This is a genomic window from uncultured Succiniclasticum sp., assembly GCF_902793885.1.
In the GTDB taxonomy this organism is placed as follows: Bacteria; Bacillota; Negativicutes; order Acidaminococcales; family Acidaminococcaceae; genus Succiniclasticum.
The window spans coordinates 31,714-52,273 of record NZ_CADBFF010000018.1; the positions used below are offsets into that span (position 1 = coordinate 31,714).

Genomic DNA, 20,560 nt, shown 5'->3' on the forward strand with positions numbered 1-20,560 from the left:
ACAAAACAAAAGGCAGGCGGATTTTCCAACATCAGACAGGAGGAACTGCAATGGCAAAAGCGACTGTGTCCCTGGCGGGCAGGGACATCCTTGACCTGGAGAGCTTCAGCGTCGAGGAAATCAATCTGGTTCTGCAGACAGCTGCGGAAATGAAAAAGATTATGAAACGCGACATCAAAAAAGTACCGTCCCTTCGGGGCAAATCTATCATCAACCTGTTCTACGAGCCCAGTACCCGGACCCGTACGTCCTTTGAACTGGCGGGCAAATACCTGGGGGCGGACGTGGTCAACATTACGACTTCCACATCCAGCGTGGTAAAGGGCGAGTGCCTGCGGGACACCATCCTCACCGTGCAGTCCATGTGCTGCGACGCCATTGTCATGCGCCATCCCATTGAAGGGGCTGCCGTTTATGCTGCGGACGTGGCAAAGCCGGTCATCATCAACGCCGGCGACGGCGCCCATGCCCATCCGTCCCAGGGACTGCTGGACATGTTTACCCTGCGGGAAAAGGGACTGAAAGATTTAAAAGGAAAGAAAATGGTCATCCTGGGCGACATTTTGTACAGCCGGGTGGCCCGCACCAATATTGCGGCCTGGAACAAGATGGGCGCGGATGTGCACGTGGCGGGACCCCGTCCCCTGATGCCCTACGCGGTTGAAAGTCTGGGCGTGACCTATCACAAACGTATCGAAGAAGCCATCGAAGGCGCGGATGTCATCGACGTGCTGCGGATCCAGCTGGAACGCCAGAAGAGCGGTCTGTTCCCGTCACCCCGGGAATACGCCCGCATCTTTGGTCTGAATGAAGCGCGACTGAAGCTGGCGAAACCGGACTGCGTGGTACTGCATCCCGGTCCCATGAACCGGGGTCTGGAAATTTCCTGGGACGTAGGTTACTGCGACCAGGCGGCGATCCGCGACGAAGTGCAGAACGGCGTGGCCGTTCGTATGGCGCTGTTATTCCTGACACTGACTGGAGGTAAACAAATTGAAGCTGCTAATTAAAAACGGACGGGTGGTAGACCCTTCTCAGAAACTGGATGAAATCTGCGACGTGCTGGTAGCAGACGGGAAAATCGCAAAAGTTGCAAAGAACATAACGGACAAAGCCGATGAGACGTATGACGCTACGGGCAAAGTAGTAGCTCCCGGCTTCATCGACATGCATACCCACCTGCGGGAGCCGGGTCTGGAAGCCAAGGAAAGCATCCGCACCGGTACCATGGCGGCAGCGGCCGGCGGCATCACCACCATCGCCTGCATGCCCAATACGAAACCTGCCATTTCCACTTCCATCGTGGTCAGCGGTATCAAAGAACGGGCTGCAAAGGAAGGCTATGTGAACGTGGAAGTCATCGGTTCCATCAGCAAGGACGAAGAGGGGAAGGAACTGGCGGAGATGGGCGATATGCTGGAAAAAGGCGCGGTAGCTTTTTCCGACGACGGTCATTACGTATACAGCAGCCGCCTGCTGATGAACGCGGCCAAATATATGACAAGCTTTGACGCACCCCTGATTTCCCACAGCATTGAAAGTGAACTGAACGCGGACGGTTACATGCACGAAGGCGCGGTTTCTGCAAAGATTGGTGTGCCCGGCGTACCTTCCGTAGCGGAAGACATCGCGGTAGCAAGGGACGTGTTGGTAGCCGGTTACACCGGAGCCCATATCCACATTGCCCACGTGGCCAGCAAAGGCGCGGCGGATATCATTCGCCAGGCCAAGGCCAAAGGCTATCCGGTAACGGCAGAGGTCACCGTGCATCACCTGACCCTGACGGATGAAGCCTGCCTGGGTTACAGCACGGCTACCCGTGTTTCTCCTCCCTTGCGGAGCCAGGATCACGTGGACGCCATGCGGGCCGCCCTGTTGGATGGGACCATTGATATAATCGTCACAGATCACGCCCCCCACGCCCCGGAAGAAAAGGACGTGGAATTCCGCAAGGCTCCTAACGGTTTCTGCGGACTGGAAACAGCAGTCGGCGTTGTGTTGACAGAACTGTATCACAAGAACGTGTTGACGCTGGAACAGGTCGTTGACAAGATGAGCTGCAGTCCGGCCCGAATCTTTAACCTGAAAGCCGGCACCTTAAAAGCAGGCGCCCCGGCGGACATTACCATTCTGGATCTGGATAAAGAATGGACGGTAGACTCCAAAAAGTTCTACACAGTTGGCAAGGTTACACCGTTTGAAGGCAAACAGTGCAAGGGCAAAGCCGTTGCGACGGTGGTAGCCGGCAAGTTCGTCATGAAAGACGGCGCAGTGTGCGAAAAGTAATTCCCTAAACTGACAAAGGTTTTGCAAAATAGCTTTGAGGGTTTGTTTATCTGAAACCGGAAATATACCGGAGGATTTGAATGACTAAATATATCGAAGAAGCAAAAGTGATTGGACAATGGGTGTTAAACGCTGTCACAAGAGAACTTGACATGATTGCACCGAAAATTGCGGCGGAAGCGGTACCGGGCCAGTTTGTCAACGTGCAGGTTTCCCGGCGTACTGCGCCGTTGCTGCGCCGTCCCCTGGGCGTTGCCGGGGTGGACAGAAAGCGGGGCGTGGTGCGTCTGGTCTACCGGTTTGTGGGTGAAGCGACGAACATTCTGGGTGACGTCTGCAACGGAGACAGGCTCAGCGTAGTGGGTCCCCTGGGCCACGGCTTTGACCGCAGCGCAAAACATCCGCTGCTGGTAGGCGGCGGTACCGGACTGGCGCCTCTGCTGTTTCTGGCGGAAAGTATGGCAGAAGCCGGCATCAGGCCGGATGTGCTCATGGGTGGAAGAACGGCGGACGACCTGTTCTGGAAAGATATGTATCAGAATCTGGTGGAACGGATGGGCCTGACCACTGACGACGGGTCGTTAGGTACGGAGGGTACCGTTATGGCGGAACTGCCGTTGCTGCTGCGGCGTATTCATTACGACTGTGTGTATGTCTGTGGCCCTGCGCCCATGATGAAAGCGGTCTCTGCTGCTGTGTTGGAAAAAGGCATTAAATGCCAGGTATCACTGGAACGGTACATGGCCTGCGGACTGGGCGCCTGCCTGTCCTGCAGCTGTCAGGGCATCGGCAAACGCGTCAAGGTCTGTCAGGACGGCCCTGTGTTCTGGGCGGAGGAGGTGACGGAATGGTAAGGTATCTGTATCATAACCGTCTGGCCGTGGACGTTGCCGGGCTGAAAATGAAAACGCCGGTGACCACCGCTTCCGGAACGTTTGGTTTCGGTCTGGAATTTACGGATTTTCTGGACTTGGAAAAGGTGGGAGCCATTACGGTGAAAGGCACCACCCTTGCGCCCCGGGCAGGCAATAAAGGCCAGCGGGTGGTGGAAACCCCTTCCGGCATACTGAACTGTATCGGTCTGGAGAACCCGGGTAGCGATTACTTTTTAAAAGAGACGCTGCCGAAACTGAAAAAATATAACGTGCCTGTCATCGTCAACATCGACGCCTCCAGTCCGGAGGAATACGGGGAACTGGCAGCGAAGCTGGACGTGAAAGGCGTAGACGCGGTGGAAATCAACGTAAGCTGTCCCAACATCAAAGACGGCGGCCTGGTTTTCGGCACCAACGCCAAAAGCATGGCCCAGGTAGTCAAAGAAGTGAAAAAGAATACATCCAAGGTGGTCATCACCAAACTTTCCCCCAACGTGACCAGTATTACGGAAATGGCAAAAGCGGCGGAAGACGCAGGGACGGACGCCCTTTCCCTGATTAATACGCTGCTTGGCATGAAGATCGACATCCACCGTCAGCGTCCTGTGTTGGGCAATGTGACTGGCGGTCTCAGCGGCCCCTGCATCCGTCCTGTGGCGGTGCGCATGTGTTATGAAGTAGCCCAGGCGGTGAAGGTTCCTATTATCGGCATGGGCGGCATCATGTGCGCGGAAGACGCCATTGAATTCTTCCTGGCGGGAGCCAACGCCATTGCCGTGGGCACGGCTAACTTTGTGAACCCGGCCATTGCGGAGACCATCAGTCTTGACATTCTGGAATACATGGACAAGCACAATATCAAAAAGATACAGGATATGATCGGGCTGGCGCTTCCGGGACGATGCTGATATTCCGGCTTTTAGGAAAACACTGATGGCTGTGTAAGGTTTTTGAGTACAAAAGAGGTGACAACATGCAGAGCGATCCGAGACTCATCGCAGCCCTGGACTTTCCCACGGCAGAAGCTGCGAAGCAGGCCGTGGAGGAAATCGGGGACGCGGTAATCTATTATAAAGTCGGTATGGAACTATATTACGCGGCAGGGAACGAGATGATCCGTTTCCTGAAAGAGCGTGGCAAGAAAGTCTTCCTTGACTTAAAACTCCAGGACATTCCCAATACGGTAGCCAGCGCCCTGAAAGTGGAAACGAAATTGGGCGTGGACATGATCAACGTCCATGCCGTAGGCGGAAAAAAGATGATGGAAGCGGCAGCGGCTGCCATCAGAGAAAAAGCGGCAGAACTTGACATAGAACGCCCGAAGCTGCTGGCGGTCACCATCCTCACCAGCATGGACGAGGAGCAGTTTGCCGATTTGAATTATAAAAATACCATTGCGGAGCAGGTATTGGCTTTGGCAAAGCTGGCCAAAGCAGCCGGACTGGACGGGGTAGTGGCGTCGCCTAAAGAAGCGGAGGAGATCCGTAAAGCCTGTGGGCCGGACTTCCTCATCGTAACCCCCGGCGTGCGTCCGGCGGGCAGCGCCCTGGACGACCAGAGCCGCGTGACCACACCGGCTCAAGCCTTTGCCAACGGTTCCTCCCATATCGTGGTGGGGCGTCCCATCATGAAAGCGGCGGATCGAAAACAGGCGGCCGCAGCTATTGTAGAAGAAATAAAGGAGGCACTTTTATGTTAAGCGAAAAAGAAGTACTGCACCTGCTGGAAGAAACCCAGGCTGTCCTGCACGGGCATTTCCTGCTGACCAGCGGCCTGCACAGCCCTATGTATGTGGAAAAATTCAACGTGCTGCAGCATCCCGCTTATACGGAAAAACTGTGCAAGGAGATTGCCGCACGCTACGCCAACGACAACATCGAACTGGTGGTAGGTCCTACTACCGGCGGCATCCTGCTGGCCCATGAAACCGGCAAGGCACTGGGAACCCGCGCCATCTTTACGGAACGGGAAAACGGTAAGATGACCCTGAAACGCGGCTTTCAGATTCCGGAAGGCTGCCGGGTGCTGGTAGTAGAAGACATAGTGACCACCGGCGGCAGCGTAAAAGAAGTGATGGACGTGGTGAGGGAACACGGTGGTAATGTAATCGGCGTGGGTCTGTTGGTAGACCGCAGTGGAGGCAAGGTAGATTTCGGTGTGCGGACAGAAGCATTGCTGCATCTGGACGTACCTACTTTTAAAGCGGAAGACTGCCCCCTGTGCCATGACGGTGTGGAACTGACTAAACGGGGCAGTACCGGGAAAAACAACCCGGTTAAAAAATAACTTGCGTATTTTGTTTTCCTGTGATATAATTCTAAAACGTCAGGTGAACTGACAAACGGCCCGGTGGTTCAGTTGGTTAGAATGCCGCCCTGTCACGGCGGAGGTCACGAGTTCGAGTCTCGTCCGGGTCGCCATGCGGAAATAGCTCAGTTGGTAGAGCACAACCTTGCCAAGGTTGGGGTCGCGAGTTCGAGTCTCGTTTTCCGCTCCACAGGGGTATAGCTCAATTGGTAGAGCAACGGTCTCCAAAACCGTGTGTTGAGAGTTCGATTCTTTCTGCCCCTGCCATAAAAATAACCCCCTCAAGTCCGATGGAGGATTTGAGGGGATTTTAATTTGCATCTTTTTCGGTTTCAGGGATATGCGTTTCTGGCACAGCGGACGGTTACTGACCGTTTCGTTCCGCTTTCAGTCTGCTCTTATTCTCGTACATGGTATGATCGGCGCGTTCAAATACCGTGGCTATGCAGGTGTCATTTTCGAATTTTGCCATTCCGCAGGCAATGACGATACCGCCGGATACTAATGCCTGTGCATTGTGGTCCTGCATTTTCCCAAGCCTTTCTTCGAGACAGGCATAATCAGTTCCCTGGGCGATTACGGCAAACTCGTCGCCGCCAATGCGAAACACGGGACTGTGTTTAAAAATGTCACAGATAATTTTGCTGGCATCACGAAGATACTGGTCTCCTGCCTGATGGCCGGCTGTATCGTTGACCTTCTTCAAATCGTTTATGTCCAGCATCACGATCGCAAACAGCGGTGCGCAGTGCTCCGCAATCAGGCTGTCCATCTGTGACTCTGCTTCCAGATAGGCATGTTTGTTCTTGACACCGGTCAAAGCGTCGACAGTGGCCTGAACCTGCGCCTCTGCAAGGCGCTCTTCAATCAGCTTCTCCTGCCGGACCTGTACATCAATATCATTGAGACCGACGATCAGGCGGGGACCTTCTTTTTCTTCCACCATCGCAGCCTTCATCTGGACATGAATCGGTTTTCCCTTCATCATGTAGCGGTAACTCAGCGTAAAGATGCCGCTGCGTTCAATCTCGGCCATAATGTTTTCTTTGGTGAAAACTGCGAGAAAACGACTCAGGTCTGCAGGGTAGGAATATTGCCAGGCTACTTCCCGGACTTTCTCAAAAAAGTCCTTTCCTTTCCTTACTAACGAAGAGTTTTCCTTATACGCAGTGACTGAACTGAATACACGGTAGGTATCGGTATCCGGGTCTACAACATAGATTACAATATAGTTGCCCGTGATGGCATGGAGACGGGCGTAAATCATGCGCTCCTCCCTTATCCGTTCTTCTGTGCGACGCTTTTTCACGAGCTCGTCGATATCCGAAACAGCTATAACGATAAAGCGGGGATCGTCTTTCATCCGGGAAACCTTCATTTGCACATAGAACGTCCTTCCGTCCTTGATCCTGCGATAGGTCATATCAAATACCCCGGACCGGTCCAGCGCTTCAGTGAGGAAATCCCGGTTCATGGCGTGCACAAACGCTTCCTGATCCTCCGGATGCACATACAACCTGGCCTCCCGTCCGCAGCTTTCAAAAAAATCTGCAGCCCGCCTGCGTTCGACCAGTACACCGCGCGCATCGTCAGTGACGTATTCGATATATTCATCCGTGTCCATATTGACGTAGAATAAGTCGGTGTAGTCCCGGGTAAGGGCATGGGCAATATGGGCATAAATAATGCCGTTGCTCCGTTCTTTTTTACAGGCTTTTCGAAGCCGTTCGTTCTCCTGCAGCAGGTCGGCATACTCTCTGGTCGTTATGTTCTTATTTGACAGGGCGTTTCGTTCAGTCCCGGCATTGCTGTTTTCTGTCTGCACTCTTTTACCTCCGGATGATTGTTGTGATGCGATGTTCATCATATTGCATTTTCGCTTTATATTTTCTTACTATCCGCTATCACCGTCAAGGGGGGTTCCAAAAAGTCACACTGTTTTAAAAAATGCCGCTTGATTTTGTCGATGTTCATGGTTACACTTAAGGAAACGCTGATTAATTCGTCTGCACGCTGACCGGTGCTTTTTGTGACTGACTGCGTCAATGACCCTCAACGCAGCTACGGCTGCGCCTTCGGGTCATTTCCTTGTCAGTCGCAAAAAGCCCTCGGTCATCGCACAAACTCATTTAATCAGCGTCTCCTTAAAATAGCAATACAGAATGGAGCTTATACCATGAGAGTTATCTTTTCAGAAACCCTGAAAAAACTAAGAGCAGAAAAGGGGCTGTCCCAACGGGAACTGGCAGAACGTTTGTACGTAACCCGTTCCACGGTCGCCCGCTGGGAAAATGGAAGCCGTCTGCCGGACGCTGCAATGATTTCCAGACTTTCCAGCTGTTTCAACACAGATTTCAGTACCCTGCTGAGCATAGCGGCGGAAAGTGACAACATTCCCAATGTCATCATGGTCGACGACGGAAAGATATTCCTTTCCGGCGCGCTGCCTGTTCTGGAAGAGGTTATGCCGAATGCAAAGGTCACCGGCTTTACCCGGCCGTCAGAAGCGATTGAATATGCAAAAACGAACCGGGTCGCACTGGCTTTTCTTGATATTGAAATGGGGAAAAATAGCGGATTTGATCTCTGCCGCAGGCTGCTTGCCCTGAATCCCCGGACAAACGTGGTGTACCTGACTGCCTACGTAGAGTATTCCTATGACGCATGGAGCACCGGGGCCAGCGGTTTTTTGCTGAAGCCGATTACGCCGGACGGCGTTCGTGCCCAGCTCAAAAACCTGCGCTATCCGTTTTCGTCAGGAGGTGCAGGTGATTGATGGACTGGTTCACTCTATTCTGTTACTCATTATGCACAGCTATGCTGACATTGACAGTGCTGGGACTTGGCGTTTCCGTCTTCATGCCCGGTATGAACCGTTGGAACCGACGCTTTTTCACAGCTCTTTTTACCGTTCTTTTGCTGCTTATGGGAGCTTTCCTCGTCGATTTGATCGTATATGAGTTCCGGGACATGGCGCTGGCAGAACAAATCGACGTCTATTTTCAATACCTTCTCGTCTCGCTGCCAATGCCCATGTTTACGGGGTATCTGCTGCACTTTTGCGGGGAAGACCTTCGAAAGAGCACGCTCTTCCGCCTAGTAATCGGTTTGTGGGGTATATACTTCATCCTGTTGGGAATTGCCCAGTGTACGACCTTCCTGTATTACGTTACACCGGATAACGACTTTATCCGCGGTTCCTGGCATCCGTTGCTGGTGGCTCCCATTGCTGCGATTATGCTTCTCAACCTGGCAGGCGTGATTCGCAGGCGGAAAAGACTGCCTGATAAATACTATGTCGCATTCCTGATTCACCTGCTGCCGATGACGGTTGCTGCGCTTATCCATGCGGTTATCTTTGTGCCCCTGCTCGTTGTCTTCGGCCTGGGTTTCTCCATGCTTTCGATGTTTGGTATTATCCTGTGCGACCAGATTGAGCAGTATATGCGACAGCAGCGGGAAATTGCCCATCAGCGCGCCAGCATCATGGTGTTGCAAATGCGGCCTCACTTTATATTCAATACCATGATGAGCATCTATTACCTTTGCGCACAGGATTCCAAAAAGGCCCAGCAGGTCACGTTGGATTTCACGTCTTACCTGCGTAAGAACTTTTCTGCGATTGCCAGTGAGAATACCATCCCCTTTGCGAATGAACTGGAGCACACCCGCGCCTACCTGGCCGTTGAGCAGGTACAGTTTGAAGACGGCCTCTTCGTTGAATACGATACGCCTCATACCCGGTTTCGTGTGCCGCCTCTGACCTTGCAGCCGATAGTGGAAAATGCCGTCAAGCACGGTATGGACCCGGATTCCGCTCCTCTTCGTATTTGTATCCGTACCCGGGAAACGGATGCCGGCCATGAAATTACCGTGGAAGACAACGGCCCCGGTTTTGCGCAGGCTAATATGGACGAAAGCGAGCCGCACATCGCCCTGGCGAACATACAGCAGCGCCTGGAAATCATGTGCGGCGGTAAATTAACGGTGATGCTCCGCGAAGGGGGAGGGACCGTGGTAAAAGTGATATTGCCTGAAACAACATAAATTATTAGTGTTTCAATAAATAATCAGAAAGGGTAACAGGATTTTATGCAGACACTTTATATTGCAGAAAAACCGGACATAGCTAACGCCATAGCAGATTACCTGTGGCCGTCCGGAGGTTATAAAAAATGTACAGGGTATTACCGGAAGGACGACACTATTGTTTCCTGGGCGGTAGGACACCTTTTGGAACTGGCGACGCCGGAGGAATATGAAAAACGGTACGCCAATTGGAAGAATTACCGGATTTTTCCGGAAGTCTGGAAACACGATGTGATTACCAAGTCAGCCGCTCAGTTCAAGGTAGTGTCAGGCCTGCTGAAAACGGCGGACGTGGTCATCCATGCGGGCGACCCGGACCGGGAAGGGCAGCTGCTGATTGAGGAGATTCTGCATTATTGCAATTACGAAGGAAAGGTGCAGCGCCTTCTTATCAACGCCAAGGACGACGTGAGCATGAAGCGGGCCTTTGATACCGTGGAAGACAACGCAAAATATGAAAACCTGTATGCGGCAGGACTGGCGCGGCAGCAGGCGGACTGGCTGGTGGGCATCAACCTGACCCGCTGCTATACGACTAATGCGTCCAGGTTTTCCCCGGGCGCCGTCTGGAACATCGGGCGTGTTAAGGTGCCGACGCTGGCGCTGGTGGTCAACCGGGAAAAAGAAATACAAAGTTTTAAGGTACGCAAATATTACGAACTGAAAGCTGCTTTTACAAAAGAGGGGATACGGTTCACCGCTTTGTGGCAGCCGGATGAAAAGAAAACAGCCCTTGACGAGGAAGGACGACTGCTGGACAAACAGGTTGCGGATGCAGTACGGGAAAAAGTACTGCCTGCCGATGGCATGGTGCAGAAGGTCACGCGGAAAAAAGGAACGGAGGCGCCGCCTCTGCCGTATTCGCTGGACACGCTGCAGGTGGAGGCCAACGCGCGCTTCGGCATTTCCCCAAAGCAGGCTTTGTCCACGGTGCAGTCTCTGTATGAGAAAAAGTACGTGTCGTATCCCCGTTCGGACTGCAACTACATTCCCCGGGCCCAGCACAAAGACGCGTTCCGTATTTTGGACAGACTGGCGTCCCGTAATGTGAGAGGCGCGGCCGGGGCAGACGTGTCTCTGTTTTCCAGGGCCTGGAACGATAAAAAGGTGACGGCCCATCACGCCATCATTCCCACAGGCGAAATCCCGATGCAGTTAAGCGCAACGGAAGAAAAAATCTACACTATGATCGCGGAGCGGTATGTGATGCAGTTCTATCCGCCCTGTGAGTTTGAAACCATTACCTTTGAAATCATGCTGGCAGACGAACTGTTCAAAGGAAGCGGCAAGGTCATATTAAAACCGGGCTTCAAAGCGGTGTTCGGAGGACAGGGGAAAACGACGTCAGCCGGTCGCACCACAGCCGCTTCGTCCGGTGAAGAAGCTGTCGTATCTGCTGCCGGCAAACGGAAAAAGGCAACAGGGGAAGACAATGCACAGGACGAAGAAGCGGAAACGCAGGCAGACGAAAACCTGTCCCTGCCCAACCTGAGCAAAGGGGAAAACCTGGGCAAGCCCGATGCGGTGGATCTGCTGGAAAAAGAAACGAAACCGCCCAAGCGCTTTACGGAAGGTACGCTGCTGGCGGCCATGGCCAACATCTACCGTTTCATGGACCCGAAGAATCCCAACCGGGACAAACTGAAGGAAGTAAAGGGCATCGGTACGCCTGCTACCCGCGACACCATCATTTCCGAATTACAAGGCATCCGCGGAAACAGGCAGACCCAGATGCCGTTTATGGAAAAGGTGAAAAAGGAACTGGTGCCGACGGAACTTGGCTTCCAGCTTATTGACAACGTGGATGTGACGCTGACGAAACCGGACACTACGGCGGAGATGGAATTTGCCCTGGCGGAAATTGCGGCAGGGGAAGGGTCCGTGGAAAAATTCAGGCAGGATGTTTACGATACCATTGATCGCAACATCGCGTACGCGGAAGCACATCAGTTTCCCGGTTACATAATGGAAAAATGTCCCCTCTGCAAAACGGGGAATCTGGTGAAGCATTTTTCCCGGAAAACGAAAAAAGCATTCTTCGTCTGCGATAACCAGGCGTGTGTATCGCCGTCCACGGGCAAGCCTGTCTACTATGATGTTGACAAAAACGGGCAGCCGGTTATGAAACGGCAGGAGGAAACGCCGGCGCAGACCTTTACCTGCCCTGTCTGCGGTAAAGAAACCCTGAATCGCCATTACTCTCCAAAGACAAAACAGTATTTTTACGTTTGTGACGATAAAACCTGTGTGTCACCGCTTACGAAAAAGACTGTATTCTATGCTGTGGATAGAGAAGGGAACCCGGTGATCGAGCATTGTCCGCAAGACAACGCGGTTCTGGAAAAGAAGAAAGGACGATACGGTTTCTTCTGGTCCTGTCCTCAGTGCCGGACGATTTATAAAGACAGCAAAGGCAGACCGAAATTATAATCGCAAAAGCCTCAGCGGGGTACCTGCGAATGAACCGTTGTTCTTCATAACATAGGATTAAATAAACATAAAAATTGAACCAGAATCCGGGCATCATCGCCCGGATTTTTTATTTTTCCTATGTAATACGTATAATTATGTGGAATTTCATGCCACTGATATGGTATAATAAATTGAATTATTGTAATTATATGAAAATGATACAGATTTGTTTTTAACCTGACACGGTGTTAGCGATGCAAACAGGGCAAAGGACTTGCGGAGACATCCTGCCCTGTGCAAGGAGGGAAACGTATGGGAATGTTCGGAAAACGCTTCCAGCTGAATGAAGAAACGATCCATATCGTCGAAGAAATAGGAAGGCATATGCCTGGCGGCTTTTTTATTTACAAAAAGGAGATGCCGGAAGAGCTGTTGTATGCTAATCGCGCTGTCCTGAATATTTTCGGCTGTAAAAACCTGGAAGAGTTCAAAGAACTTACAGGTTATACATTCAAAGGCATGCTGCACCCGGATGATTATGATACTGTATCCGAAACCATCCAGCGTCAGGTCCAGGAAAACGAAGAATTTATGGATTATGTGGAATACCGCATCATCCGCAGGGACGGCGCCGTGCGCTGGGTGGATGACTACGGTCATTATACGGATACGGAAGCCTACGGCGGAATTTACTACGTTTTCATTTCCGATATTACGGAAATGCACGAACGGATGGAATCCGATAAGATCATCCAGCAGGCGCTCATCGATGCCCTCAGTGAATCCTACCGTGCCCTTTGGTTGCTCAAGGATCCGGAATCGGATGATTATGAACGTTATATCCGCAATGAGGAAGGCATCCTTGTCCCTGACAAGCCGGAATTAAACGGAACGGGTTTGGCGGATTATGCCGAAATCAGGGAGTATTATATCCGCCATACCGTTGTTCCGGAAGATCAGGAACGCCTGCGGGCGGAACTGTCCCGGGACCGGATCCTCAGCCGCCTGAAGGAACGGCCCCATTTCAGCATCAGCTATCAGCGGTTGATGAAGGACGGCAGCCATCGTTATTACCGGATTGAAGTGGCCCGGGCGAATATGCCTGACGGCAGAATCGGGGTCGTGCTGGGTTTCAGGGACGTAGATGAAGACGTGCGGGACTGGCAGGCGCTGCAGCAACAGCTCCAGGCTCAGCAATTGCTGCGGGAACGGCAGGATAAGCTGATTACGGCGCTGTCCTCCGACTACTGGAGCGTCTATTATATCGAACTTGACAAAGACGAAGGGGTCTGTTACCAGGACCATGCCGATATCAAAGACGGCCTTAAGGTGGGGGAACGTTTCCCGTACCTTGCCACCGTAACCGAATATGCCAATAAATATGTGACAGAGTCCTACCGGGAGGAGTTCCTGCGTTTTACCTGTCCGGATGCGATCCGGGAAGCGCTGAAAGAGGAGAGGGTCATTGCGTTCCGGTATATGGTGAGCCGGAACGGGAAGGAAACCTATGAGATGACCAAGATTGCCGGCGTACGCCATCCGGAAGACCGGGACGACCACATCGTACATGCGGTGGGCCTCTGCTTTACCGATGTGGATGCGGAAACCCGGAAGAATATGGAAACCGCCCAGACGCTGAATGACGCGCTGGCTACAGCGGAACAGGCGAACCGGGCTAAAACGGCGTTCCTTTCCAGCATGAGCCACGAGATCCGTACGCCCATGAACGCCATCATCGGCCTGGACAATATTGCCCTGAACAATCCGGATCTTTCCCCGAAGACCAGGGAGTCGCTGGAAAAGATCAGCGCGTCCGCCCATCATCTGCTGAGTATTATCAACGATATCCTGGATATGTCCCGCATCGAGTCGGGGCGCATGATGATCCGGCAGGAGGAGTTTTACTTCACCCAGACCCTGGAACAGGTCAACACCATGATCAGCGGCCAGTGCCGGGACAAGGGGCTGAATTACGAATGCCGCATCATAGGAAATGTCAATGATTATTACATCGGCGACGATATGAAATTGCGGCAGGTGCTGATCAATATTCTGGGTAATGCGGTGAAGTTCACGCCTGCGGGCGGAAAGGTGCGCTTCCTTGTACAGAATGTGGCGCGGTTTGAAGGAAACTCCACATTGCGTTTTATCATCAGCGATACAGGCATCGGCATGAGCAAAGAATACCTGCCGAAAATTTTTGACGCGTTCAGCCAGGAGGATTCCTCGTCTACAAACAAGTACGGCAGTACAGGATTGGGCATGTCTATTACCAAAAGCCTGGTGAAGCTGATGAACGGTAATATTGAAGTGGAAAGTGAAAAGGGCAGGGGTACCACGTTCACCGTAACCGTTACACTGGCTGATTCGAGCCGTAAAGCAGAGGAGAAAGAAACGGAACACCTGCAGCCACAGGATATGCGCGTGCTTGTTATCGACGACGATCCCGTTGCCTGCGAACACGCAAAAGTAGTAATGGGGCAGGTTGGTATTAACTGCGAAACAGCGCTGTCCGGCAGGGAAGGGGTGGAGATGGTGCGGGTGCGCCGCGCTCGCCGGGAACCCTATAACCTGATTCTGGTAGATTGGAAGATGCCGGAAATGGACGGGGTGGAAACCACCCGGCAAATTCGTTCCATCATTGGCGAGGATGCTACCATCATTATCCTGACTTCCTACAACTGGTACGATATTGCCGATGAAGCGGCTCACGCCGGTGTGGACACGTTTGTGCCCAAGCCGCTGTTTGCGGCTACGGTGCTGGATGAATTCCGGAACGCGCTCCAGAAGAAACGCGCGGTCATGCAGAATCAAAAGGCGGACCTCCGCGGTCGCCGTGTCCTGCTGGCGGAAGACGTGGCCGTCAATGCGGAAATCATGGTCATGGTTCTTCAGATGCGGGAGATTGAAGCGGACGTGGCGGAAAACGGAAAGATTGCCGTGGATAAGTTTGCAGGTCACGAACCGGGGTATTATGATGCGATCCTCATGGATATGCGGATGCCGGAAATGGACGGACTGGAGGCGACCCACGTCATTCGCGGCATGGACCGGGAGGACGCGAAAACGATCCCCATTATCGCCCTGACGGCCAATGCTTTTGACGAAGATGTTCAGCGAAGCCTGCAGGCGGGGCTCAACGCCCACCTCAGCAAACCGGTGGAAGCTGACGCGTTATTCTCCACGTTAGAGAGCCTGATACAATAATACGGACAATACGCGTAACGCGTTTAAGGAGACACTGATTAAATACAATTAAAAAAACCGCTACATTTTTAAATGCCGCGCCTGTATTCCGCAATGCAGCGCGGGTGAAAAGAGGAATCTGCAAAATGACAGACAGGGAAGCTAATCAACAAAAGAACCAGGTCGGACTGAATCGGTATTTGTCCCCGCTGGGCGCCTGGGCGTTGGCCTTCGGCTGTGCGGTGGGGTGGGGCGCTTTCGTCATGCCAGGCAATTTGTTCCTGCCCGAGGCGGGACCGCTGGGTACAGTACTGGCTATGCTCATTGGCGCTGCGATCATGATCCTGATTGGCGTGAATTACTATTATATGATGCAGCGTTATCCGGACGCCGGGGGCGCTTTTACCTATACAAAAAAAGAACTGGGCTATGACCACGGTTTTCTCAGCGCCTGGTTCCTGATGCTGACCTATGTTTCCATCATCTGGGCCAATGCGACGGCGCTGGCGTTGCTGGGCCGACGATTGCTGCAGGGAGCCCTGCAGTTTGGTTTTCACTACACCGTTGCAGGTTACGACGTGTATTTCGGAGAGGTTCTGTTGTCGATGGCGGCCCTGGCCCTGATGGGGCTGGTCTGCCTGGGCGGCGGTAAATTGACGGAACGGGTGCAGATCATCATGGCCGTGATCCTCTTTGCGGGCGTCTGTATCGGTTTTGGAGCCACCATGTCACGCTATGGCGGCAATCTGGGGCATTTTGAACCTGCCTTTTCACCTAAAAATTCGCCGCTGGCGGGCACATTGGAAATAATTGCGCTGGCACCCTGGGCCTTTGTGGGGTTTGAATCGGTGTCCCATTCTGCGGCGGAATTCCGTTTCCCGGTGAAAAAGACGCTGTCTGTGCTGGTGGCGGCGGTTATTACTGCAGCGCTGGCCTATATCATGACTACTATTTTGGCGGCTTCTGTGCTGCCGGAGCGTGCTCACACGACCTGGTATGCCTATGTTATCAATCTGAAATCTATGTTTGGAATGAAAAGTTTGCCGACCTTTTTTGCGGTCCAATCTCTTCTGGGTGAATCCGGGTTGCTGCTGATCGGCGTAACGGTACTGGGCGCTATCTTTACCGGTATTCTTGGCAACTGTGTGGCGGCCAGCCGCCTGTTGTACTCCATGGCGGAGGACCGGATGCTGCCCCGCTGGTTTGGCAGACTGAACGATAACGGCGTTCCCCGGAATGCGGTCCTGTTTATTATGGCGCTTTCCTGCCTGATTCCGTTCTTTGGCCGTACGGCCGTGGCCTGGATCGTAGACGTGACCACCATCGGCGCTACCATTGTTTACGGGTATACTTGTTACACGGCGTACCTTTGCGCAAAAAGAGAAAACAGTCTGACATATAAGATAACCGGCCTGACAGGTATGGTGGTAGCCATCCTGTTCAGCGTATACCTGTTTGATGATTCTCTGTCCGTGGAATCCTATCTGATGTTCGTTCTATGGTCCGTGCTGGGGTCCCTGCTTTTCCTGGTCCTGCTGCGAAACGACAGGGAAGCGCGGCTGGGCAAAGCGACGCAGGTTTGGCTGTGGCTGGTATCCCTGATTACCATTGCGTCTACCATCTGGGTACGGCAGGAGTTCCAGATCGCGGCGGAACATGCCATGGAAACCATCAATCTCTTCAATACGACCAAGCTGCGTTCTTTCGGTGTTGTCATGGATTTCCAGCAGTGGCAGGAATACCGCGATTTCTTTTCGAATGAAATCAGGGTCGATCTGATTGCTACACTGAACCGGAACATGGTGTTGTTTTTCTTCATGACGCTCATCGTGATGCTGATCCTGTTCATGGTTTTCCGTCTCATACTGGAGCGGGAACGTGAGACAGAATGGAAGAAACTGGAGGCCGAGCGGAGCACACGGGCCAAGAGCACGTTCCTTTCCAACATGAGCCACGATATCCGCACGCCCATGAACGCCATCATCGGCTACACGATGCTGGCCCGCAAAGAGGAGAACATGTCGCCGAAAACGGCGGAGTACCTGACCAAGATTGAAACATCCAGCCAGCATCTTCTGGCGCTGATCAATGACGTACTGGATATGAGCCGCATTGAAAGCGGAAAGATTGAACTGGAACCGAAGAAGACCAACCTGGTGAAGACCATGAACGAAGTGCACGACATGTTCCTGACCCAGATGGAAACGAAAGGACTGCATTATACCGTTTCGGCGGTGGATATTACGAACAAAACGGTGATGTGCGACGTAAGCCGCCTGAACCGTATTCTGCTGAACCTGATCAGCAATGCCTACAAGTTTACCCCTCAGGGCGGCAACATTTCCGTTACGCTGCGCCAAACCGGTGCCGATGCCGAAACTGGGTTCTACGAACTGCGGGTGAAGGATACCGGTATGGGCATGAGCAGGGAGTTCGCAGCCAGAGTGTTTGAAGCGTATGAACGGGAACGCACGACCGCGGTGGACAACATCCAGGGCACAGGTTTGGGCATGGCAATCACCAAGAGCCTTGTAAACCTGATGGGCGGTACCATTGCAGTGGAAACAGAGCAGGGGAAAGGTACGGAGTTCATCATCCGGGTGGGCTTCCCCCTGGCGGAAGAGGAACCGGAAGCCGAAACCGACGAGGAAAGCAAAGTTGCCAAACAGCAGGCGGACTTCAGAAACAAGCGGATGCTGCTGGTAGAGGATAATGTGATCAACCGGGAAATTGCCCAGATGATTTTGATGGAACTGGGATTCAAGGTGGAAACGGCGGAAGACGGTAAGATCGGCCTGGATAAAGTGGCGGCGTCTGCTCCCGGGTATTACGACGGCGTGCTGATGGATATCCAGATGCCGGTGATGAACGGGTACGAGTCTACGAAAGCGATCCGTGCCCTGCCGGATCCGGAACTGTCCCGGATCCCCATTATCGCAATGACGGCGAATGCTTTTGCAGAGGATATCCAGCATGTATTGGACGTGGGTATGAACGGGCACATCGCCAAGCCTATCAATATTCCGGATATGGTGGCCACGTTGCGCGAGTGTCTAAAATAATATAAGGAGACGCTGATTAATCAGTGTTTCTGTAAACATATGCTGAAATAATATATGCCGCAATGTTCCGCGGCACGGTGGAGGTCTCTATTATGGAAGAGTTTGGTTCAGTCAAAGAGCGGGAAGAAGGTCTGGTACCGTATCTTACGCCACTGGGCGCCTGGGCGTTGTCAGTGGGCACTGCCATCGGATGGGGCTCCTTTGTATTTACCACGAACCTGTACCTGTCGGAAGCGGGACCGGTGGGAAGCGCGCTGGGCATGTTGGTGGGTATGGTCATCATGCTGTTTATCAGTCGGAATTATCATTACCTGATCAACTATTATCCTTCCGCCGGCGGTGTGTACGGCTATGTAAAAAAGATATTCGGCTATGACCGGGCCTTCCTGAGTTTCTGGTATGTGGGCCTGGCTTATCTGGCCATGCTGTGGGCCAATGCGACTTCCTTACCGCTGTTTGCCCGTAATTTCCTGGGCGATACATTCCGTTTCGGCTACCTGTACACGGTTTTTGATTACGAAGTGTATTTGGGCGAAGTGCTGCTGACCATGGCCGCCATTTTGTTCATGGGACTTTTGTGTATGAAGCGGGAGCGGATTGCCGTAAACCTTATGAAAGTGCTGGCGCTGACCTTTACCGTCTGCATAGCCGTCTGTTTTGCCGTGGCCATGCTGCATCGGGATGCGGCTGTGTTTCCTTTCACCCCCGGCTTTATTTCCGGTAAAAGCGCGTTATCCCAGGTGACCGGCATCGCGCTGATCGCGCCATGGGCTTTCATCGGTTTTGAAAATATCTCCCATTCCGCCCGGGAATTCAAGTTCAGTCATAAGAAGACCTTTAACGTATTAACCGTGTCCGTCGTGACTACCACGCTGCTGTACATTTTTGTGATCCTGCTTTCCATTTCGGCAATCCCGTCCCAGTATACCGGCTGGCCGGATTATATTAACCGTCTGGCAGATCAGGGGGGCGGTTTGAAAGTGCTGCCGGCGTTTTACGCAGCCCATTATTATCTGGGAGATACAGGCATGTTCCTGTTGGCGGCGGCGCTGTTTTCTCTGGTAATGACCAGCCTCATCGGCAACACGGTGGCGCTGAGCCGTCTGTTCTACAGTGTAGCCAAGGACGACATCCTGCCTGACCGATTTGCGGAACTGAACCAGCGCAGGAATCCGGAGCGGGCCGTGGAATTGGTCCTGCTGCTGTCGCTGCCGATTCCGCTGCTGGGCCGCACCGCCGTAGGCTGGATCGTTGACGTGCTGACCATTTCCGCCATCATTGTGTATGGTCTGATTTCTGCTGCAGCCTATAAGCTGGCAGGGGAACGGGGAGACCGGACGGAGCACTGCACAGGTTTTGTGGGCGTGGCAATCATGGCCGTATTTGCCCTGTTACAGCTTTTCCCGGAACTGAACAACTTTGAACAGCTGGCAACGGAAACGTATTTCCTGATTACCATCTGGTCCGTGTGCGGTTTCCTGTTCCTGCGCAATGTGCTGCACCGCGACTATGCCAAGGTCTTCGGACGTTCTGTGGTGGCCTGGGTTGCCCTGATGGCGATTATCGTGTTTATGTCCATGAGCTGGATGAGGCAGTCGGACCAGGACTTTGCAGAAAAAACCATGTCGGAGATCCGCGGTTTCTACAGGGGCGAGGCCGATGCGGCCGCCTATGAAATGGGGGAAGAGGAATTCATTAATTCAAAAAAGCAGGATTATGTCGTCCGAGGGTCCCGCAAAAATTCGGTTGTCCTGATACTGATCATGTTCTCTCTGGGCATGTTTTTCACCAATTATGCTATCGTGCAGCGGAGAACGGAGGAAACAGAGGCCGAGCTGGGCCATGTTCAGAAGCTGGCCTATCGGGACGCCATGACCGGTGTAAAGAGCAAGCAGGCGTATGTGGATGAGGTGAGCCGGCTGGACGAGCTGATCGGGTCCGGATCCATAAAGCAATTTGCCATGCTGGTCTGCGACGTGAACGGACTGAAACATATCAACGACACCTACGGGCACAAGGCGGGGGACGAATACATCTGCGCTGCCAGTAAGTTGATTTGTGAAAACTTTAAACACAGCCCGGTGTTCCGTACCGGCGGCGACGAGTTTGTAGCGATTTTGGAGAAACAGGGTTTTGAAGGACGCCATGATTGCGTGGCGGCTTTTAACCGTCAGGTTGAGGCGAACGTAAAAGAAGAAGGAAAAGTGGTCGTATCCGTGGGCCTTACCGATTTTGTGCCGGGGCAGGACAAAAATGTACATGATGTCTTTGAACGGGCCGATGCCCTGATGTATAAACGCAAGATGCAGTTAAAAGCCATGGGCGCGAAGACGAGGGCTTGAT

General features: G+C 52.8%; 13 protein-coding genes and 3 tRNA genes. 15 read left to right on the forward strand and 1 reads right to left on the reverse strand.

Annotated elements, in window-relative coordinates:
* Nucleotides 1–50: 50 nt before the first annotated feature.
* The 9 genes from QZV31_RS09340 to QZV31_RS09380 all read left to right on the forward strand — a co-directional run bounded on the left by QZV31_RS09340 (nt 51) and on the right by QZV31_RS09380 (nt 5,735).
* Complete coding sequence (locus QZV31_RS09340) at nt 51–1,010, forward strand: aspartate carbamoyltransferase catalytic subunit (protein ID WP_093730425.1); 960 nt, start codon at nt 51–53, stop codon at nt 1,008–1,010.
* Nucleotides 994–2,286 (forward strand): dihydroorotase, encoded by a 1,293-nt coding sequence (locus tag QZV31_RS09345; protein WP_295359873.1) that lies wholly within the window; start codon nt 994–996, stop codon nt 2,284–2,286. Before QZV31_RS09340 ends, QZV31_RS09345 begins: the two co-directional genes overlap by 17 nt.
* 80 nt (nt 2,287–2,366) lie before the next feature.
* Nucleotides 2,367–3,140, forward strand: coding sequence for a dihydroorotate dehydrogenase electron transfer subunit (locus QZV31_RS09350; RefSeq protein ID WP_295359874.1), 774 nt, complete (start codon nt 2,367–2,369; stop codon nt 3,138–3,140).
* Nucleotides 3,134–4,069 carry a dihydroorotate dehydrogenase gene (locus QZV31_RS09355; protein ID WP_295359876.1) on the forward strand — a complete coding sequence of 312 codons (936 nt, stop codon included), beginning with the start codon at nt 3,134–3,136 and terminating at the stop codon, nt 4,067–4,069. Before QZV31_RS09350 ends, QZV31_RS09355 begins: the two co-directional genes overlap by 7 nt.
* Before the next feature lie 65 nt (nt 4,070–4,134).
* Nucleotides 4,135–4,860 carry an orotidine-5'-phosphate decarboxylase gene (pyrF, locus tag QZV31_RS09360; protein WP_295359877.1) on the forward strand — a complete coding sequence of 242 codons (726 nt, stop codon included), beginning with the start codon at nt 4,135–4,137 and terminating at the stop codon, nt 4,858–4,860.
* On the forward strand, nt 4,854–5,447 hold the full coding sequence (gene pyrE, locus QZV31_RS09365; protein ID WP_295359879.1) for an orotate phosphoribosyltransferase: 594 nt from the start codon (nt 4,854–4,856) through the stop codon (nt 5,445–5,447). Before pyrF ends, pyrE begins: the two co-directional genes overlap by 7 nt.
* 57 nt (nt 5,448–5,504) lie before the next feature.
* Nucleotides 5,505–5,581: transfer RNA gene (locus QZV31_RS09370), tRNA-Asp, on the forward strand.
* Nucleotide 5,582: 1 nt separating this feature from the next.
* A tRNA-Gly gene (locus tag QZV31_RS09375) sits at nt 5,583–5,658 on the forward strand.
* Between the two features lies 1 nt (nt 5,659).
* Nucleotides 5,660–5,735 (forward strand) — tRNA-Trp (locus QZV31_RS09380).
* A 97-nt stretch (nt 5,736–5,832) separates the two neighbouring features.
* Here QZV31_RS09380 and QZV31_RS09385 read toward each other — a convergent pair.
* A complete protein-coding gene (locus QZV31_RS09385; protein WP_295359881.1) occupies nt 5,833–7,293 on the reverse strand; it encodes a sensor domain-containing diguanylate cyclase in 1,461 nt (486 codons plus the stop codon).
* 351 nt (nt 7,294–7,644) lie between these two features.
* On the opposite strand from QZV31_RS09385, the gene QZV31_RS09390 reads away from it, so the two are divergent.
* From QZV31_RS09390 to QZV31_RS09415, 6 genes are all read left to right on the forward strand, one after another.
* Nucleotides 7,645–8,244, forward strand: coding sequence for a response regulator (locus QZV31_RS09390; RefSeq protein WP_295359883.1), 600 nt, complete (start codon nt 7,645–7,647; stop codon nt 8,242–8,244).
* The gene (locus QZV31_RS09395) at nt 8,244–9,515 is read left to right on the forward strand and encodes a histidine kinase (RefSeq protein ID WP_295359903.1); all 1,272 of its coding nucleotides are present in this window, start codon (nt 8,244–8,246) and stop codon (nt 9,513–9,515) included. Before QZV31_RS09390 ends, QZV31_RS09395 begins: the two co-directional genes overlap by 1 nt.
* 45 nt (nt 9,516–9,560) lie before the next feature.
* The gene (locus QZV31_RS09400; RefSeq protein ID WP_295359885.1) at nt 9,561–11,987 is read left to right on the forward strand and encodes a DNA topoisomerase 3; all 2,427 of its coding nucleotides are present in this window, start codon (nt 9,561–9,563) and stop codon (nt 11,985–11,987) included.
* Nucleotides 11,988–12,281: 294 nt separating this feature from the next.
* On the forward strand, nt 12,282–15,176 hold the full coding sequence (locus QZV31_RS09405; protein WP_295359886.1) for a response regulator: 2,895 nt from the start codon (nt 12,282–12,284) through the stop codon (nt 15,174–15,176).
* Between the two features lie 125 nt (nt 15,177–15,301).
* Nucleotides 15,302–18,217 carry an amino acid permease gene (locus tag QZV31_RS09410; RefSeq protein ID WP_295359888.1) on the forward strand — a complete coding sequence of 972 codons (2,916 nt, stop codon included), beginning with the start codon at nt 15,302–15,304 and terminating at the stop codon, nt 18,215–18,217.
* A 92-nt stretch (nt 18,218–18,309) separates the two neighbouring features.
* Nucleotides 18,310–20,559: an amino acid permease gene (locus QZV31_RS09415; protein WP_295359890.1), complete on the forward strand. Its 2,250-nt coding sequence runs from the start codon at nt 18,310–18,312 to the stop codon at nt 20,557–20,559.
* Nucleotide 20,560 lies beyond the last annotated feature (1 nt).

Bases quoted from the DNA above. Each gene is read 5' to 3' on its own strand.
- QZV31_RS09340 (WP_093730425.1), top strand. From the start codon at position 51: ATGGCAAAAGCGACTGTGTCCCTGGCGGGCAGGGACATCCTTGACCTG.
- QZV31_RS09350 (WP_295359874.1), top strand. From the start codon at position 2,367: ATGACTAAATATATCGAAGAAGCAAAAGTGATTGGACAATGGGTGTTA.
- QZV31_RS09355 (WP_295359876.1), top strand. From the start codon at position 3,134: ATGGTAAGGTATCTGTATCATAACCGTCTGGCCGTGGACGTTGCCGGG.
- pyrF (WP_295359877.1), top strand. From the start codon at position 4,135: ATGCAGAGCGATCCGAGACTCATCGCAGCCCTGGACTTTCCCACGGCA.
- pyrE (WP_295359879.1), top strand. From the start codon at position 4,854: ATGTTAAGCGAAAAAGAAGTACTGCACCTGCTGGAAGAAACCCAGGCT.
- QZV31_RS09390 (WP_295359883.1), top strand. From the start codon at position 7,645: ATGAGAGTTATCTTTTCAGAAACCCTGAAAAAACTAAGAGCAGAAAAG.
- QZV31_RS09395 (WP_295359903.1), top strand. From the start codon at position 8,244: ATGGACTGGTTCACTCTATTCTGTTACTCATTATGCACAGCTATGCTG.
- QZV31_RS09400 (WP_295359885.1), top strand. From the start codon at position 9,561: ATGCAGACACTTTATATTGCAGAAAAACCGGACATAGCTAACGCCATA.
- QZV31_RS09405 (WP_295359886.1), top strand. From the start codon at position 12,282: ATGGGAATGTTCGGAAAACGCTTCCAGCTGAATGAAGAAACGATCCAT.
- QZV31_RS09410 (WP_295359888.1), top strand. From the start codon at position 15,302: ATGACAGACAGGGAAGCTAATCAACAAAAGAACCAGGTCGGACTGAAT.
- QZV31_RS09415 (WP_295359890.1), top strand. From the start codon at position 18,310: ATGGAAGAGTTTGGTTCAGTCAAAGAGCGGGAAGAAGGTCTGGTACCG.